The organism is Halobellus limi (genome assembly GCF_004799685.1).
In the GTDB taxonomy this organism is placed as follows: Archaea; Halobacteriota; Halobacteria; order Halobacteriales; family Haloferacaceae; genus Haloquadratum; species Haloquadratum limi.
This window is the reverse complement of sequence record NZ_CP031311.1, coordinates 1,821,829-1,838,561: the sequence shown is the minus strand read 5'-3', so window position 1 is coordinate 1,838,561 and position 16,733 is coordinate 1,821,829. Positions and strand designations below refer to the sequence as shown.

Genomic DNA, 16,733 nt, shown 5'->3' with positions numbered 1-16,733 from the left:
GAGCGACTCACGATCCGGCGTCAGTGACGTCAGGGTTCGGCGTCAGTGACGCTTCGGGACGGCGCGACGGGCCGCGGCCCCGGTCAGGAGGAGCGCCGCGCCGAAGACGACGGTCATCGCCAACTCGGGGGGCAGCGCGCTCAGCGCGCCGAACGAATCCAAGAGCGCGTATCCGGCGACGGCGGTCAGTACGACGCCGAGAACGACGAAGACGCCGAGTGCGATCTTGAGGGGGTCGATCCCGACCGAACGGGTTGGGCGTGAGTGGCTCATCTCGGTTACGGATACGACACGAGAGGGTATATAAATGGAAACTGCTTCCCAATCGTCGGGAATCGGGGTGTGCGCGGCTCAGTCGGCCGCTGATCCGGGAACGTCGACGGCGCTCCCGAGCCGCTCCTCGCGGGTCAGATAACACTGCGGGTCGGGGCCGAACACGTCGCCGCTGCCCGCGAGCGCCCGCAGGCGGGATCCGCCGCGGCAGATATCTTGGTACCGACACTCCGCGCACTTGCCCGTGAGGTGCTCTTCTCGATTCCGGAGCGCCGCGAGCAACGGGTTCGACTCGTCCTCCCAGATCGCGCCGAACGGCCGGTCGCGGACGTTCCCGAGGCTGTAGCCCTGCCAGAACTGGGTGAGGTGGACGTTGCCCTGGTAGTCGACGTCGGCGACGCGCTCGCCGGTCGGGTCGCCGCCGTTGACTTCGAGGTAGCGACGCACCGCCGCGGCCTTCGCCTCGCCGAACCGCTCTCTGGCGTACTCGACGAGGAACGCGGCGTCGCAGTAGTTGCCGACGAGCAACGTCTCGATCTCCTCGCCCTCGTCGTGGTACTCAAGCGTCGTCTCGCACAGCCGTTCGACGGCCTCGCGGCGCTCCGACGGCGCGAGATCGGCGTCGGCGATCTCGCCGCCGCGGCCGCCGTAGTCGAGGTGGTAGAAGCAGAAGCGGTCCACCCCGACCTCCGAGAGCAGGTCGACGACGGACTCCATGTCGGCGGCGTTCTTCTCGGTGATCGTGTAGCGGAGGCCGGTCTTCAGACCGGCGTCGAGGAAGTTCTCGATGCCCCGGACGGCGGCGTCGAACGCGCCCTCCTCGCCCCGGAACTCGTCGTTGCGCTCGGGCATCCCGTCGACGGAGACGCCGGCGTACTTCAGGCCCGCCTCCCGGAGCGCGGCCGCGCGCTCCGGCGTCGCGAGCGTCCCGTTCGTCGAGAGCACCGGCCGGATTCCGACGTCCGCCGCGTGGGCGACCAGTTCTTCGAGGTCGTCGCGGACGAGCGGTTCGCCGCCGGAGAAGAGCACGACCGGAACGCCGTACTCGGCGAGTTCGTCCAGCAGTCGTTTCCCCTCGTCGGTCGTCAGTTCCCCCGGCGCGGCGTCGAGGTCCGCGCCGGCGTAGCAGTGCTGACAGTAGAGGTTGCAGCGGCGGGTGAGGTTCCAGACGACCACCGGTTTCGTCGTCCTCTCCTCGGTGATCTGCTCGCGTGCGGAGTCGCGGCCGTCGTCGTACCGGAGCCCGTCGCCCTCGGCGTCGAGGTCGCACAGGAGCTTGCTGATCGAGATCATCGCGACGCCTCCCCGGTGTCGCCGTCGGTCGCCGTGCCGGTCGCGGCACTCCGCGTCCCATCGTCGGTTGCGGGATCCGCCGCTTCCGTTCCTGCACTTTCCCCCGACCGGCTCTCGCCGAGTTCCCGCTCGGTGAACCGCACGACGTCCTCGGCCGGACAGACCCACAGGGTGTGTGCGGTCCACCCGAAGAGGCTGCTCGCCTGCTCCCGTGCGACGTCCGCGCTCGGCGCCGACACGCTCCCGACGTGTCGCAGCGATTCGCTCCGGTCCGCGCGGAGGAACACTTCCCACTCCGGCGTCGTATCGCCCCGCGGCTCGGTCACGCGCATTCTCTTCGAGTCGGTCATCGTTCCGTACACGTAGGTCGACCCCCGAACCGGTTCCGCCCGTTTTCGGTCAGTGAGAACGAGTCGGAGGCGCTTAAAGAACGGAACCCCTACGGCGGGTGATGCCACGATCTACACCGACTCGCCGGACGTTTCTGGGTGCAACCGCAGCGATCACCGCCGGTCTCGCCGGCTGTTCGGGCGGTTCCGGCGGCGGATCGGGAGACGGAAGCGGCGGTTCCGACGGATCCGGCGGCGACGGCGGCGGCTCCGGCGACGGCGGGTCGACGCCCTCGTTCGACGGCTACCTCTCGGGGACCTCGAACTACGACGGCGTCGTCGATCAGACGGGGAGCGACGAGGTGACCGTCACCGTCGGCGCCGAGGCCAACGGCGGCAACTTCGGGTTCGGACCCGCAGCGGTTCGGGTCTCGGCCGGAACCACGGTCGTCTGGGAGTGGAACGGCAAGGGCAGCCTCCACAACGTCGTCGCCGAGGACGGCTCCTTCGAGTCCGAACAGGTGCAGGAGGCCGGCCACACCTTCTCGCAGACGTTCGAGGAACCGGGCACGGTCAAGTACTACTGCACGCCCCACGAGACGATCGGGATGAAGGGCGTCGTGGTCGTCGAAGAGTAGCGACGGTCGGCGGAAGATCCCTGGCTCGCCGAAGCGGCCGGACCAGATTCGGTTCACGTCGCGGTCGGCACACGAACGAAACCGGACCGCGGCCTCGCAAAAACTAGCGCCGCTCGTTCGCTCGCTTACGCTTCCGCGGCGCTCTGCCGGCCGCCGCGCGGCGAGTCGAGGTCCCACGCTTCCAGCAGTTCCTGGTAGCGGTTCCGGATCGTGACCTCCGAGATGTCCGTCACGTCGCTCACCTCCGCCTGCGTCAGCTCCACGTTCGTCAGCTGGGCCGCGGCGTACAGCGCCGCGGCGGCGAGGCCGACCGGCGACTTGCCCGAGTGGACGTTCTTCCGCTTGGCGTTCTCCAGCAGTTCCCGGGCCGTCCGCTCGGTCTCCTTGGGGATCTCGAGGTCCGAGGCGAACCGGGGGACGTACTCCGAGGGGTCCGCCGGCTGGATCTCCAGGGAGAGCTCCCGGACCACGTAGCGATAGGCGCGCTCGAACTCGTCCTCGTCGACGCGGGAGACGCGCGCGACCTCGTCGATGCTCCGGGGGACCTGTGCCATCCGGGCGGCGGCGTGCAGCGAGGCGGTCGCGATTCCCTCGATGGAGCGCCCGGGCAGCAGGTCCTCGTCGAGCGCGCGGCGGTAGATGACCGAGGCCGTCTCGCGGACGTTGTCGGGGAGGCCGAGCGCCGAGGCCATCCGGTCGATCTCGCCGAGCGCCTGCTTGAGGTTGCGCTCCTTCGAGTCCCTGGTTCGGAAGCGCTCGTTCCAGGTGCGCAGCCGCTGCATCTTCTGCCGCTGCGTCGACGACAGGGAGTTGCCGTAGGCGTCCTTGTTCTGCCAGCCGATGTTGGTCGACAGCCCCTTGTCGTGCATCAGGTTCGTCGTCGGCGCGCCGACGCGGGACTTCTCGTCTCGCTCGGCGCTGTCGAAGGCGCGCCACTCGGGGCCGCGGTCGATCGAGTCCTCGTCGACGACGAGGCCGCAGGCCCCGCAGACGGTCTCTCCGCGCTCGTCGTCCGTCTGGAGGTCCGTCGAACCGCACTCGGGACACTGGAGCGTCTCCTCGTCGGCCGACTGCTCCTGCTCTTCGGTGTCGGCAGTGGCGTTCTCGGTCGCGTCGGCGTCGTGATCGCGCCACTTTCGTTCTCGCTCAGTTCCGTCTCGCGCGCGCGTGTGAAGGGCGTCACTCATTTTGGTTCACGGGAGGACGGTGAGAACCGTACCACCGCCTCGTTCTCAATACCGCATTTGTAGGCGCGCCTAAAAAATGTGTCGGCCGTGTGCGAACACAATACCGAGCCGATACGTCCGACGGTAGGGACTCGCTCTCGGAGCCGCCGGCGAGTGTGCGATCCGGTATCAATACACTGATGAAATACTCTTCGATTGACGTGTCCGGAGGCGGGCGAGAATCCCCCGAAGCGGGGCGGTCGGGCGCCGTCGAGGACAGCGACGTTCCCGTCCGTCTAGGTCGGCCGCGACTGCGACGGCGTCGAGCCGTCGGGCGCCGATTCCTCGACGGCCGCGGCGACGGCGGCGGGGACCGAAGAGGGGTCGACGACGCGAGCGCGGGCGCGAAGTTCCTCGTAGACGCGCCGCGCCTCCGGACCGACGTAGTTCCGTTCCGCGAACGGTCGCTCCTCGACGAGGACGACGCTGTCGGCGTTCGCCGCCGCCCTGAGGTTCGGGAGGTTACCGGTCCCGACCTCCACGTCGGCGACGAGGACGCAGTCGGCGGCGGCGACCCGCGTCTCGACCGCCTCCCGGGCCGCGGCGTCGACGCCGGCGAAGGGGTCGACGGTCACGAGGTCGAGCGCGAGGCTCCTGGCGGCCTCCGCGTCGGTGTCGCCCTCGTTGAGCGCGCCGGCGCTCACCTCGAAGCCCGCGGCGTCGAGGACGTAGAGGTACCGCGCGGCGGTTCCGCCGCCGCCGACGACGTGGACTCGGCCGCTCTCCGCTCCGACGTCCGAGCGGCGTCCCTCCGGCAGCGCGGTGACGTACACCGATCCGGTGACCGGATGCCTGGAGACGACGGCGTTGGCGTCGAAGGCCGCGCCGAGTGCGTCCTCCGTGAGGACCGACTCCGGGGGCCCGACGGCGGCGACCTCGCCGCCGGAGAGCAACAGCAGTTCGTCGCAGTACTGCGCGGCGAGGTTCAGGTCGTGGATCGCCGCGATCGCGGTCTTCCCGCGGGCGACGAGTTCTCGGACCAGTTCGAGGGTCCGGACCTGGTGGTTGATGTCGAGGCTCGCCGTCGGTTCGTCCAAGAGCAGGAGCGGGCTCTCCTGGGCGAGCGCCCGCGCGAGGAGGACGCGCTGTCGCTCCCCGCCGGAGAGGGTCGAAATCCCGCGGTCGGAGAACTGCCGGGTGTCGGTCCACTCGAACGCCCGCGCGACGGCCTCGGTGTCGGCCTCGCTCCAGCCGCCGAACCGCGAGCGGTGGGGGTTCCGACCCATCTCGACGACGGTCCGGACGTCGAACTCGAAGGCGACGGTCGTGTCCTGCGGGACCGTCGCGACGAGGCGGCTCGCGGCCTTCGAGGAGAGGTCGTGGATCCGCTCGCCGTCGATCGTGACCGCCCCCGACGACGGCGTCAACGTCCCGTTGAGCGTCCGGAGCAGCGTCGTCTTCCCCGCCCCGTTGGGACCGACGAGGCCGACGAACGTGCCGCGGTCGATCGCGGCGTCCACGCCGTCGAGGACGGTCGTCCCGCCGAAGCCGACCCGGAGGTCCGCGACCTCGACGAGGGGGTCGTCGACCTCGGTTCGCGGACCGACGCCGACATCGACGGCGCCGTGCTCGGGTCCGCTCACAGCCCGGTCACCTCCCGCGAGCGGAGCAGGTACAGGAAGAAGGGCGCGCCGAGGGCCGCGGTCACGATGCCGACGGGGATCTCCGTGGGGCCCGAGCGCGCCAGCGTGTCGGTCGCGACGAGGAACGACGCGCCGGCGAGCGCGCTCGTCGGGAGCAGGATCCGGTGGTCGGGGCCGACGAGGAGGCGCATCGCGTGCGGGACGATCAGCCCGACGAAGCCGATCACGCCGGTCACGGCGACGGCCGCCGCGGTGACGACGCTCGAGGCGGCCAGGAGGAGCCGTTTCGTCCGCTCGACCTCGATCCCGAGCGCGTGGGCGTCCTCCTCGCCGAGCAGCAGGACGTTCAGATCGCGGGCGTACAGGAGCAAGAGGAGGAACAGCGGGGGGAGCACGAGCGCGATCACTCGCACCTCCGCCCACGTCGTCCCGCCGAGGTGACCCATCAGCCAGTAGACGACGCGGCGGATGCTCTGGCCGCTGTGGAGGAGCAGAAGCGAGATGATCGCTCCGAGGAACGTCTGGACGGCCACGCCGGCGAGAAGCAGCGTCGCGGTCGGCGTTCGGCCGTCGCGAGTCGCGATGAGGTAGACGCCGAACGCGGTGAGGACCGCCGAGACGAACGCCGCGCCCTGGAGCTCCAGCCCGAACGGGAGCGCGTAGGGGACGACGATCGTCGCGACCGCCCCGACGGCCGCGCCCGAGGAGACGCCGATGATCGAGGGGTCCGCCATCGGGTTCCGGAAGAACCCCTGCATCACGGTCCCGGCGGTCGCGAGCGCGAAGCCGACGAACGCGGCCAGCGCGATCCGCGGGAGGCGGACGTCGCGGACGATGATCCGGTTCGTCCGGCCGACGTCGAAGGCGAAGGGGAGCGGGTCCGAAGACAAAAGCACCTTCGCGACCGTCGCCGGCGGGATCGACACCGGGCCGATGCCGGCGCTGGCGACGACGACGGCGGCGAGCGCGCCCGAGAGCGCGACAGACCACGCGACGGTCCGCGTTCGGATACTCACGAGTATCTCAACTTCAGTTGGATTAGGCAAATACTTGTTGCGATAGCGTTCAGTCCCGAGTATGCAACGCAGCGCAGTCGCTCTCTCGATGCTCCTCGTCGTCGCCGCAGTCGGCGTAGCAGTCGTGCCCGCAGCGGGCGCGGCGGCCGCTCCGTCCGCTCCGTCCGCTGATTCCGCGGGATACGCGGCCGGCGACGCGGTGACGCCGGAGAGCGGCGTCGACGCCCTCGACGACGCACCGCCCCACGACCACCAGTCGGACTCCGGATCCGATGCCGACGCCGACTCCGGATCCGATGCCGACGCCGAGACCTGTACGTTCCCCTACGAGACGACCGACGCGACGGGGGCCAACGTGACGATCGAGTCCGACCCCGACCGGATCGTGACCCTGAACCCGAGCGCCGCCCAGACGATGTGGGAGATCGGCGCGCGCGACGAAGTCGTCGGCGTCTCCCAGTACGCTTCCTACCTCGAAGGAGCCGACGAGAAGGCGAACGTCTCCGGCGCGGGCGGCCCGAGCGTCGAGACCGTCATCGACGCCGAACCCGACCTCGTTCTCGTCCCGAACAGTTCCTACGGGGCGGCCGCCGAGCGCGTCGAACAGATCCGCGCGCAGGGCGTTCCCGTCTACGTGTTCGGCCAGCCGGAGTCGCTCGAATTCGTCGCGGACAAGACCGAGCGGATCGGTCGGCTCACCGGCAACTGCGAGGCTGGCGCTGCGCGCGCCGCGGAGATCCGCCAGTCGGTCGACGACATGGAGCGGGCGCTCGAAGGCACCGAGCGACCGGTCGGGCTCAACGTCTTCTACGGCTACACCTCGGGCGCGAACACGTTCATCGGCGACCTGATGACGACCGCCGGGCTGCAGAACGGCGCTGCGGAGGCCGGTATCTCTGGGTTCCAACCGATCAACGACGAGACGGTCGTCGAGATGAACCCCGAGTGGATCGTCGCGCCCGAAGGGAGCCCGATCCCCGAGAACGCCGCCTACAACAGCACGACGGCCGTACAGGAGAGGAACGTGATTCGCGTCGACACGAACTACCTCCAGCAGCCCGCCCCGCGGTCGGTCCAGGCCGCCGAGGTGATTATGCGGCGCGTCCACCCCGAGGCCTACGAGGAGTACCGGGCGCTCCAGTCCGGTGCGTCGACGGCGACGCCCGGTACCGACGCCACGACCGATGACGACGGCACGCCGCCCGTGACGGTGACTCCCGACGCGTCGCCGACGACGTCAACCGACACGCCGGGATTCGGTCCGGCGGTGACGCTCGCGGCCCTCGCTGCCGCCGCGCTGCTGGCGATGCGTCGCTGACGCGGCGGGCGGTTCCCGCGCGGCCACGTGGAACGCCGGGACCGTCGACAGTAAGTATCATACCCCCGCCACCGAGAACGACCCGTATGGACGTCACTATCTCGCAGTCGCGCGTCGAGGGGCGAGTCCGCGCGCCGCCCTCGAAGAGCTACACGCACCGAGCCATCCTGGCGGCGGGCTACGGCGACGAGGCCGTCGTCTCCGATCCGCTCGTGAGCGCCGACACCCGCGCGACGATGCGGGCGGTCGAGGCGTTCGGCGGGTCGGTGGACCGCTCCGGCGACGACGCGCGACTCGAAATCGAGGGCTTCGACGGCCGGCCGGAGGTTCCGGACGACGTCGTCGACTGCGCGAACTCGGGGACGACCACGCGGCTCGTCACCGCCTGCGGCGCGCTCGCCGACGGTCTCTGCGTCTTCACCGGCGACGACTCCCTGCGCTCGCGACCGCAGGGACCCCTCCTCGACGCGATCGACCAACTCGGCGGCCGCGCGGAGTCGACGCGCGGCAACGGGCAGGCGCCGCTCGTCGTCGGCGGCGACACCGGCGGCGGAAGGGTGTCGATCCCGGGCGACGTCTCCTCGCAGTACATCACCGCGCTCTTGATGGCCGGCGCGGTGACCGAGGAGGGCATCGAGATCGACCTGGAAACCGAACTGAAGTCCGCGCCGTACGTCGACATCACGCTGGAGGTCCTCCGCGACTTCGGCGTCGAGGCCGAGCGGACGGCCGAGGGCTTTACCGTTCCCGGTGGTCAGTCCTACGACCCCACCGGCGGCGAGTACGCCGTCCCCGGGGACTTCTCGTCGATGTCGTACCTGCTCGCCGCGGGCGCGGTCGCCGCCGCGGACGGCGAGGCGGTAGTCGTCGAGGGCGCACGCCCGAGCGCGCAGGGCGACAGCGCCATCGTGGGGATTCTGGAGTCGATGGGCGCGGCCGTCGAGTGGGACCGCGAGGCCGGCGAGATCACCGTCCCGCGGGCGTCGCTGTCGGGGACGACCGTCGACGTCGGCGACACCCCCGATCTCCTCCCGACGATCGCCGCGCTCGGCGCCGTCGCCGACGGCGACACCGTCATCGAGAACTGCGAGCACGTCCGCTACAAGGAGACCGACCGCGTGAGCGCGATGGCCGAGGAGCTGGAGAAGCTCGGCGCGTCCGTGACTGAAGAACGGGACCGGCTGACGGTCCACGGGGGAGAGAGCGACCTCGTCGGGGCGCGGGTCGACGGCCGCGCCGACCACCGGATCGTGATGTCGCTTTCGGTCGCCGGCCTCGTCGCCGACGGCGACACCGTCATCGAGGGCGGCGAACACGTCGACGTGTCGTTCCCGGACTTCTTCGACGCGCTGGAGTCGCTCGGCGTCGACGTCGAGCGGGCCGAGTAGTCGGGCCGGCGAGCCCACAGAGAAGTCCAGTCGGCGGCTCCGCCGGCTACGCCTCGGCGGTCTGCCGTCCGGTGATCGACTCGATCTCGAGTTCGACGATGCGGATCTCCATCTCCTCGACGTCCTCGTCGAAGACGCGGATCGGCGAGAACGCGCGGTTTATTTCGGCGGTGTCGAACCGCTCGTGTTCGGACTCCGGAAGTTCGGTGAGCGTTCCGGTGACGAGGACGCTCCAAGAGTCGATCCCCCGCGGGTCGTCGGTGTCCGCCGTTCCGTAGAGGACGTAAGACGCGGTGTCCGTCGTCTCTAGGAACCGCCCTTTTCGACTCCCGTCGGTGACGCCGAGGCGGAAGTAGAGCCGCTCGCCGTCGTAGTAGTGTGCCAGCGGAATGGCATAACTGTCGTCGCCCTCCGAGAGCGCGAGCACGCCGGTCCCGGTCGTCTCCAGTCGCTCTTCGACCGCCGCGTCGTCCATTCCGTGGGTGTACGCGTATTCGATGTTGTCCATACGAAGTTCCGGGAGCTCCCGTACCTCTCTTTCGCGGGCGCGCAGCATAGTTCCCCCGGCGGTCGCGAGCGGGACTCCCTCCCCGCCGATTGCGGCTTTCTGCAACGTATATATGCCCGGAAGCACGACGGCGAGGTAATGAACGGGAACCGATTCGGCCGGCTCTTCCAGGTCACCACCTACGGCGAGAGCCACGGCGACGCGATGGGCGTGACGGTGTCGGGCTGTCCGGCCGGGCTCGAACTCGACGAGGACGACGTCCAGGCGGAACTGGACAGACGAAAGCCGGGTCAGTCGATGATCACGACCTCCCGGGGCGAGCCCGACGCGGTCTCGATCAACTCGGGAGTCCAGGACGGGTACACGACGGGGACGCCGATCGGGATGGTCATCGAGAACAAGGACGCCCGCTCGGGCAAGTACGAGCCGTACGTGACGGCCCCGCGTCCGAGCCACGGCGACTTCACCTACTCGGCGAAGTTCGGGACGCGCAACTGGGGCGGCGGCGGCCGCTCCTCGGCGCGCGAGACGGTGAACTGGGTCGCCGCGGGCGCCGTCGCGAAGAAGATACTGGAGACCGAGGACGTTCGGGTGAAGGCGCACGTGAACCAGATCGGGGACATCGAGGCACCCGACGTGAGCTTCGAGCAGATGCTCGAACACGCGGAGGAGAATCCGGTTCGGTGCGCCGATCCCGACACGGCGGAGGAGATGCGCGAGCTGATCGACGACTACCAGGAGGCCGGCGACTCCATCGGGGGGTCGATCTACTTCGAGGCCCAGGGCGTCCCCCGCGGACTCGGCGCGCCGCGGTTCGACTCGTTCCCCTCGCGACTCGGCCAGGCGATGATGTCGATTCCGGCGACGACGGCCTTCGAGTTCGGTCTCGGGACGGAGGCCCGCGAGTGGACCGGAAAGGACCGAAACGAGGACTGGGAATTCGACTCCGACGGCGACCCGGTCCCCGAGGGCAACAAACACGGCGGGCTCCAGGGCGGCATCACGACCGGACAGCCGATCTACGGCGAGGTCACCTGGCACGCGCCGACGTCGATCCCGAAGAAGCAGAAGACCGTCGACTGGGAGACCGGCGAGGAGAAGGAGATCCAGGTCGTCGGGCGGCACGACCCCGTGCTGCCGCCGCGTGCGGTGCCGGTCGTCGAGGCGATGTTGAACCTCACGATCCTCGACTTCATGCTCCTCGGCGGCCGGATCAACCCCGACCGCCTCGACGACGACCCCGGCGAGTACGACACCGACTACCACCCGTCGAGCCCGGACAACGAGTAGCCGCCACCATCGGCGGCCGTCGGCGTACTCTCCGACGTGGGAAACAGGTTTCTTTGCGAGCATATCGGATCGATAGCCGAATATCTCAGAAACGGCCGAAAGAACCAGAGCCGCCGCCGTTTCGGTTGTGTCGTTCTGCGCAAGGTTTCGCGCTGTGATTCGAACCCGTTAAAATCTACGTGAATACAGTGGACGAACACGTACTATTCTTCAATATATCGTGTGTTGTGGACACATATTAGGAACATCATCATCTTTCCTTGGTAACTTATAGCAAAGGCTTTAATCGACTCCTTCCGAAAGTTTTCGGTAGTGGCCCACCCGGGCCGTGAGCTCAGATATGACTGACGACGAACTCATCTGGCGAATCGCGGGTGGTTCCGGAGACGGGATCGCCTCGACCAGCCAGAACTTCGCAAAGGCCCTGATGCGAGCGGGCCTACACGTATTCACGCATCGTCACTACCCGTCGCGCATCCGCGGCGGCCACACCTACACGGAGGTCCGGGTCTCGTCGGAGCCCGTGAAATCGCGCGGCGACGGGTACAACTTCCTCCTCGCACTGGGCGACTCTTTCGCCCGTAATCCGCAGGAGAACGCCTACTACGGCAACGAGGAGGTGAAACCGCTGTCGGAGAACCTCGACGAACTGGACGAGGGCGGCGTCATCGTCTACGACTCGGGGCTGCTCGACACCGACGACATCCCGAACTTCGACGAGCGGGTCGAGGAGAACGGCTGGCACGTCTACGACATCGACCTCCGAACGATGGCTCGCGAGCACGGCCGCGAAGTGATGCGGAACACCGCGGGCGTCGCCGTCACCTGCGCCATCGCCGGGATCGAACCCGACGTCATCAAGAGCCTGATGGAGGACTCGATGCCGGAGAAGGTGTTCGAGCCGAATATGTCGGTGTTCGATGACGCCTACGAGACCGTCCTCGAGGAGTTCGACGCCGACGCACCGGACGTGTCGGTACCGGAGGGCGAGCACGAGGAGGAACAGGTGCTCATCTCGGGGTCCGACGCCATCGCGTACGGCGCGCTCGACGAGGGCTGTCGCTTCATCGCCGGCTATCCGATGACGCCGTGGACCGAGGTCTTCACGATCATGTCGCAGAACCTCCCGGAGGTCGGCGGGATCTCCGAGCAGGTCGAAGACGAGATCGCGGCCGCGGCGCTCGCGGTCGGGGCCTCCCACGCCGGCGTCAAGGCGATGTCCGGTTCATCCGGCGGCGGCTTCGCGCTGATGTCGGAGCCGCTCGGCCTCGCGGAGATGACCGAGACGCCGGTCGTCCTCGTCGAGGCGATGCGCGCCGGTCCCTCGACTGGGATGCCGACGAAGCCCGAACAGGCCGACCTCGAACACGTCCTCTACACGTCGCAGGGCGACTCCCATCGGGTCGTCTTCGCGCCCTCGGGCGCCGAGGAGGCCTACAAGCAGACCCGGCGGGCGTTCCAGATCGCCTACGAGTACCAGATCCCGTCGATCGTCCTCTACGACCAGAAGAACGGCGGCGAGATGCGGAACGTCCCCGCCAGCGTCTTCGACGAGGAGCCGAACCCCGACCTCGGGTCGGTCATCTCCGAGGCCGAACTCGCGGACGCGCCGCACGACCCCTCGGGCAAGTACAACCGCTTCCAGCACGACGTCGAAGACGGCGTGAGTCCGCGCTCGCTCCCCGGACAGGAAGGCGGCCGCTACCTCGCGACTGGCAACGAGCACATGCCCGCCGGTCACATCGCCGAGGACCCCGACAACCGCGTCAATCAGGTCAACCGTCGGATGCAGAAGATGGAGGCCATCCGGGCGGACCTCGACGGCGACGAGGAGACGAACACCCACTACGGACCCGAAGAGGCCGAGTACGGGATCATGACGTTCGGCTCCCAGCAGGGAACCGCCGAGGAGGCGGTCGACCGACTGAACGACGACGGCCATTCGGTGAAGATGCTCGGCGTCTCCGAACTCGCGCCGTACCCGGTCGAGGAGGTCACCGAGTTCATCCGGAGCGTCGACGAGGTGCTCGTCGTCGAGATGAACGCCTCCGCGCAGTTCCGCGGCCTGACGCAGAAGGAACTCGGTCGCTTCGGCGAGAAGCTCTCGAGTCTCCTGAAGTACAACGGCAACCCCTTCGAGCCCGCCGAGATCGTCGACGGGTTCGTCACGAGCATCGTCGAGGACGGGTCGCTGCCCGGCCACGAGACCAAGTTCGTCCCCGCAGCGAGTGATTAACAATGAGCGCATTCAGTGCAATCGGCGAGAACGCCGAACGCGACCGTAACGAGTACACGCCCGGCCTCGAACCCCAGCCGACTTGGTGTCCCGGCTGTGGCGACTTCGGGGTGCTGAAGGCCCTGAAAGGGGCGGCAGCCGAACTGGGACTGTCCCCCGAGGAGATGCTCGTCTGCACGGGCATCGGTTGCTCGGGCAAGTTGAACAGCTACTTCGAGAGCTACGGCTTCCACACGATCCACGGCCGGTCGCTGCCGGTCGCCCGGGCGGCCAAACTGGCCAATCCCGGACTGACCGTCGTCGCCGCCGGCGGCGACGGCGACGGCTACGGGATCGGCGGCAACCACTTCACCCACACGGCCCGCGAGAACCACGATATGACCTACATCGTGTTCAACAACGAGATCTTCGGGCTCACGAAGGGCCAGACGTCGCCGACGTCGCCGAAGGGCCACAAGTCGAAGACCCAGCCCCACGGGTCGGCGAAGGACCCGATCCGTCCGCTGTCGCTGTCGCTGACGGCCGGCGCGTCCTACATCGCTCGGACGGCCGCCGTCAACCCGAACCAGGCGAAGGACATCATCGTCGAGGCCATCGAGCACGACGGGTTCTCCCACGTGGACTTCCTCACGCAGTGTCCGACCTGGAACAAGGACGCAAAGCAGTACGTCCCCTACATCGACATCAACGACTCCGAGGACTACGAGTTCGACAACACCGACCGCTCGGAGGCCTCCGAGATGATGCACGAGACGGAGAACGTCCTCCACGAGGGGACCGTCCTCACCGGCCGCTACTACGTCGACGAGGACCGGCCGTCCTACCAGCAGGAGAAACAGCGGATCGGCGAGATCCCCGAGGAACCGCTCGCAGAGCGGTACTTCGACGACGACTACGAGTGGGAACGCGTCTACGACACGTTCCTCGACAAGCACAAGTAGGCGTCGTCTGCGGCCGTCTGAAACGGCATCTCTCTCGCTTCTCCGAACGAGACCGAGTCGGTTCGACGGCGCGGTCGCATCTGTTCTGTGAGTCGTACGCGCACTCCATCCGACCGAGGGTTTCGTCGTCGGAAGTTCGCTTTTCAGGTTCGGAAGGTATTTTTTCTGCCATCCGAAAGATAGGGGTATGGAAGCCACTTCGACGGAAGGGCGCATCCTCGACGTTCTCGAGGAGGACGCCCAGGCGTCGTACGCCGAGATCGCGGAGCGGGCGGACGTCTCGAAGCCGACCGTCCGGAAGTACATCCGGCAGATGGAAGAAGAGGGGATCATCGTCGGCTACTCCGCGGACGTGGACCCGAAGAAGCTCTCTGAGACCTCGATCGCGCTCGTGGGACTCGACGTGGCCTCGGAGCGCTACGTCGAGGCGACGCGCGAACTCAAGGAACTGGACGCCGTCGAGTCGCTGTACACCTCCTCGGGCGATCACATGCTGATGGCGGAGGTCCGCGCGCCCGACGGCGACGCTCTCGGCGAGGTCATCGCCGAGACGCTGCTGTCGATCGATGGGATCACCGCCGCCCACCCGTCGTTCCTGCAGGAACGACTGAAGTGACCTCTCCCACGAGGTAAGACGGCCGTCCGCTCCCGTCCGATTTTCTGATCGATCCTCCACCGCTCCGGCCCGCTCTACTTCCGCTCCGGTTTGAGAACGCTATTGAGAGCGCCTCGCGTAGAACCGACCGTCACCGGGACGGACGACCGCAGATGTCACTCACGAACCGAACCGACCGCGCGAGGGCCAGCGGACGATGAGCGGGGAGACGCTCCCCGGCGTCGAGGAGTCGACGCCCTCGCGGATCGTCCTCCACGTCGATATGGACTGTTTTTACGCCTCCTGTGAGCGACTGCGCGAACCCTCTCTCCGCGGTGAGCCAGTCGTCGTCGGGATGGGATACGAGTCCGGCGAGACGTTCGGCGCGGTCGCCACCGCGAGCTACGAGGCGCGCGAATACGGCGTCGAGAGCGCTCAGCCGATCTCGGAGGCGCTGGAGCGACTCCCGCGCGCCGAGACAGATACCGATACGGAATCCGACCCGGACGCGGGCGGCGGCGGCGGTGAGAACGCGATCGACGACGGCGACGCGGCCGGCGGCAACGGCGCCGCCGGTGACGGTAATGCGGACGCCGGCGGCACGCCCGTCGGAGACGACGCGCACTCCACCGAGACGGGCCACTACCGACCGGTCGATCTGGACTTCTACAAGTCGGTCGCGGCGTCGGTGAAGGAGATCCTCCACGAGTGTGCCGACGTCGTCCGCGAGGTCAGCATCGACGAGGCGTACCTCGACGTCACCGAGGAGACCGCCTGGCAGCGCACGCCCGACGGCGACCGGACCCTGGCCGAGGGGTACGCGCGACACGTGAAACAGCGGATCGCGCGGGAGGTGGGGGTCCCGGCGAGCGTCGGCGTGGCGCCGAACATGTCCGCCGCGAAGATCGCCTCGGATCACGACAAGCCGGACGGACTCGTCGTCGTCGAACCCGGCGAGGTCAGCGAATTTCTGGCACCGCTGTCCGTCGACGCGGTCCACGGCGTGGGGCCGGTGACGGCCGACCGGCTCGCGGAGATGGGTATCGAGACCGCGGGCGACCTCGCCGAGGCCGACCCGACGGCGCTCCGTTCGGCGTTCGGGTCCCGCGGGGTGGAACTGCACGACCGGGCCCGCGGGATCGACGACCGAGAGGTGACGCCGACCGGCCGGCCCAAGAGCCTCTCGCGGGAGTCGGCGTTCGCCGAGGCGACCGACGACTGGGAGGAAAAGCGGGAGGCGCTCGCGGCGCTCGCGGCCGACGTCGCGGCCCGCGCTCGCAGTCGGGACGCGACCTACCGGACGATCGGGATCAAGGCCGTCGTGCCCCCGTACGACGTCAACACCCGGGAGCGGTCGCTCCCGGGGCCGGTCGACGATCCGGACCTCGTCGAGGACGTCGCGCTCGAACTGCTCTCGGAGTTCGACGGCGACGCCGTCCGCAAACTGGGGGTCCGCGTCTCGAACCTCTCGTTCGCGTCGGGCGAGCAGTCCCGACTCGACGGGTGGAACGGTGGCGACGCGGACGACGGCGCGGAAGGCGAGGAGCTGTCCGACCTCGCCGACGGGGAGAACGCGGAACCGGAGGGACAACTCTCGTTCGACGATCTCGGCGGCGACGGGGACACCGTCCTCGACGGCGAGGAGTGAGACGCCGTCCTCGACGGCGACGGGGACACCAGTCTCGACGGCGACGGGGACACCGTCCTCGACAGACAGACCATAGAGTCGCGGTCGCATCGCTCGAGGACGCCAAATGGCGAGCAGTCGGCACCGGCCGGACGGAAATTCCGTCCCTCCGCTCCCGCGTCGTCGTGCCGAACGACCGCTCCCCGACGCGGGACACTCGTTACGTCACGGGGACCCTGGCCTCGTCTTGGTAAATAAACGTACGCCGAATTCGACCGGTCGCGTTTAGTTAAGCGACTCCCACCCGGAAAACCACCGACGGGTGGGAATGGAAGGGGCCGCGTTCTCGACTCGACGCGCGACGTAAGCACCGCAGGAGCGAACACAGTGAGCGACGAGGAGCACAGCGAGCGCATCGAGTCGAGAACGCGGGGGCTTCCGAGGGCTTCCCTGCATCCTTCCCACCGATTTC

General features: G+C 68.4%; 15 protein-coding genes. 8 read left to right on the top strand and 7 right to left on the bottom strand.

The window, feature by feature from the left end; translation table 11 throughout:
* Positions 1 to 42: 42 nt before the first annotated feature.
* The 3 genes from DV707_RS09030 to DV707_RS09020 form a co-directional block, all read right to left on the bottom strand.
* Positions 43 to 273 (bottom strand): hypothetical protein, encoded by a 231-nt coding sequence (locus DV707_RS09030; RefSeq protein WP_103992233.1) that lies wholly within the window; start codon positions 271 to 273, stop codon positions 43 to 45.
* Positions 274 to 351: 78 nt separating this feature from the next.
* Entirely contained in the window at positions 352 to 1,566 is a 1,215-nt protein-coding gene (locus DV707_RS09025) for a TIGR04347 family pseudo-SAM/SPASM protein (RefSeq protein ID WP_103992232.1), read from the bottom strand.
* Positions 1,563 to 1,916 (bottom strand): Htur_1727 family rSAM-partnered candidate RiPP, encoded by a 354-nt coding sequence (locus DV707_RS09020; RefSeq protein ID WP_200820906.1) that lies wholly within the window; start codon positions 1,914 to 1,916, stop codon positions 1,563 to 1,565. Before DV707_RS09020 ends, DV707_RS09025 begins: the two co-directional genes overlap by 4 nt.
* A gap of 101 nt (positions 1,917 to 2,017) precedes the next feature.
* Between DV707_RS09020 and DV707_RS09015 the strand changes: the two genes are divergently transcribed.
* Complete coding sequence (locus DV707_RS09015; protein WP_103992231.1) at positions 2,018 to 2,533, top strand: halocyanin domain-containing protein; 516 nt, start codon at positions 2,018 to 2,020, stop codon at positions 2,531 to 2,533.
* Between the two features lie 125 nt (positions 2,534 to 2,658).
* Here DV707_RS09015 and DV707_RS09010 read toward each other — a convergent pair whose 3' ends face one another.
* The 3 genes from DV707_RS09010 to btuC all read right to left on the bottom strand — a co-directional run bounded on the left by DV707_RS09010 (position 2,659) and on the right by btuC (position 6,358).
* The gene (locus DV707_RS09010) at positions 2,659 to 3,720 is read right to left on the bottom strand and encodes a transcription initiation factor IIB (protein WP_103992230.1); all 1,062 of its coding nucleotides are present in this window, start codon (positions 3,718 to 3,720) and stop codon (positions 2,659 to 2,661) included.
* A gap of 275 nt (positions 3,721 to 3,995) precedes the next feature.
* On the bottom strand, positions 3,996 to 5,342 hold the full coding sequence (locus DV707_RS09005) for an ATP-binding cassette domain-containing protein (RefSeq protein WP_103992229.1): 1,347 nt from the start codon (positions 5,340 to 5,342) through the stop codon (positions 3,996 to 3,998).
* Positions 5,339 to 6,358 carry a vitamin B12 ABC transporter permease BtuC gene (btuC, locus tag DV707_RS09000; protein ID WP_103992228.1) on the bottom strand — a complete coding sequence of 340 codons (1,020 nt, stop codon included), beginning with the start codon at positions 6,356 to 6,358 and terminating at the stop codon, positions 5,339 to 5,341. Before btuC ends, DV707_RS09005 begins: the two co-directional genes overlap by 4 nt.
* 61 nt (positions 6,359 to 6,419) lie before the next feature.
* Between btuC and DV707_RS08995 the strand changes: the two genes are divergently transcribed.
* On the top strand, positions 6,420 to 7,676 hold the full coding sequence (locus tag DV707_RS08995) for a PGF-CTERM-anchored ABC transporter substrate-binding protein (protein WP_200820905.1): 1,257 nt from the start codon (positions 6,420 to 6,422) through the stop codon (positions 7,674 to 7,676).
* A gap of 86 nt (positions 7,677 to 7,762) precedes the next feature.
* Positions 7,763 to 9,064, top strand: a complete 1,302-nt coding sequence (gene aroA / locus DV707_RS08990; protein WP_103992226.1) for a 3-phosphoshikimate 1-carboxyvinyltransferase — start codon at positions 7,763 to 7,765, stop codon at positions 9,062 to 9,064.
* A 46-nt stretch (positions 9,065 to 9,110) separates the two neighbouring features.
* On the opposite strand, the gene DV707_RS08985 is transcribed toward aroA, so the two are convergent.
* Entirely contained in the window at positions 9,111 to 9,572 is a 462-nt protein-coding gene (locus DV707_RS08985; RefSeq protein ID WP_103992225.1) for a pyridoxamine 5'-phosphate oxidase family protein, read from the bottom strand.
* Between the two features lie 138 nt (positions 9,573 to 9,710).
* On the opposite strand from DV707_RS08985, the gene aroC reads away from it, so the two are divergent.
* The 5 genes from aroC (at position 9,711) to DV707_RS08960 (ending at position 16,282) form a co-directional block, all read left to right on the top strand.
* Positions 9,711 to 10,862, top strand: a complete 1,152-nt coding sequence (aroC, locus tag DV707_RS08980; protein WP_103992224.1) for a chorismate synthase — start codon at positions 9,711 to 9,713, stop codon at positions 10,860 to 10,862.
* A 340-nt stretch (positions 10,863 to 11,202) separates the two neighbouring features.
* On the top strand, positions 11,203 to 13,098 hold the full coding sequence (locus tag DV707_RS08975; RefSeq protein WP_103992223.1) for a 2-oxoacid:acceptor oxidoreductase subunit alpha: 1,896 nt from the start codon (positions 11,203 to 11,205) through the stop codon (positions 13,096 to 13,098).
* 2 nt (positions 13,099 to 13,100) lie between these two features.
* A complete protein-coding gene (locus DV707_RS08970) occupies positions 13,101 to 14,039 on the top strand; it encodes a thiamine pyrophosphate-dependent enzyme (protein WP_103992222.1) in 939 nt (312 codons plus the stop codon).
* A gap of 187 nt (positions 14,040 to 14,226) precedes the next feature.
* Positions 14,227 to 14,655: an HTH-type transcriptional regulator LrpA1 gene (lrpA1, locus tag DV707_RS08965; protein WP_103992221.1), complete on the top strand. Its 429-nt coding sequence runs from the start codon at positions 14,227 to 14,229 to the stop codon at positions 14,653 to 14,655.
* A gap of 196 nt (positions 14,656 to 14,851) precedes the next feature.
* A complete protein-coding gene (locus DV707_RS08960) occupies positions 14,852 to 16,282 on the top strand; it encodes a DNA polymerase Y family protein (protein ID WP_103992220.1) in 1,431 nt (476 codons plus the stop codon).
* The last annotated feature ends 451 nt before the right edge of the window (positions 16,283 to 16,733 follow it).

Bases quoted from the DNA above. Each gene is read 5' to 3' on its own strand.
- DV707_RS08960 (WP_103992220.1), top strand. From the start codon at position 14,852: ATGAGCGGGGAGACGCTCCCCGGCGTCGAGGAGTCGACGCCCTCGCGG.
- DV707_RS08975 (WP_103992223.1), top strand. From the start codon at position 11,203: ATGACTGACGACGAACTCATCTGGCGAATCGCGGGTGGTTCCGGAGAC.
- DV707_RS09015 (WP_103992231.1), top strand. From the start codon at position 2,018: ATGCCACGATCTACACCGACTCGCCGGACGTTTCTGGGTGCAACCGCA.
- aroC (WP_103992224.1), top strand. From the start codon at position 9,711: ATGAACGGGAACCGATTCGGCCGGCTCTTCCAGGTCACCACCTACGGC.
- DV707_RS08970 (WP_103992222.1), top strand. From the start codon at position 13,101: ATGAGCGCATTCAGTGCAATCGGCGAGAACGCCGAACGCGACCGTAAC.
- DV707_RS08995 (WP_200820905.1), top strand. From the start codon at position 6,420: ATGCAACGCAGCGCAGTCGCTCTCTCGATGCTCCTCGTCGTCGCCGCA.
- lrpA1 (WP_103992221.1), top strand. From the start codon at position 14,227: ATGGAAGCCACTTCGACGGAAGGGCGCATCCTCGACGTTCTCGAGGAG.
- DV707_RS08985 (WP_103992225.1), bottom strand. From the start codon at position 9,572: ATGGACAACATCGAATACGCGTACACCCACGGAATGGACGACGCGGCG.
- DV707_RS09025 (WP_103992232.1), bottom strand. From the start codon at position 1,566: ATGATCTCGATCAGCAAGCTCCTGTGCGACCTCGACGCCGAGGGCGAC.
- DV707_RS09030 (WP_103992233.1), bottom strand. From the start codon at position 273: ATGAGCCACTCACGCCCAACCCGTTCGGTCGGGATCGACCCCCTCAAG.
- DV707_RS09010 (WP_103992230.1), bottom strand. From the start codon at position 3,720: ATGAGTGACGCCCTTCACACGCGCGCGCGAGACGGAACTGAGCGAGAA.
- DV707_RS09020 (WP_200820906.1), bottom strand. From the start codon at position 1,916: ATGACCGACTCGAAGAGAATGCGCGTGACCGAGCCGCGGGGCGATACG.
- aroA (WP_103992226.1), top strand. From the start codon at position 7,763: ATGGACGTCACTATCTCGCAGTCGCGCGTCGAGGGGCGAGTCCGCGCG.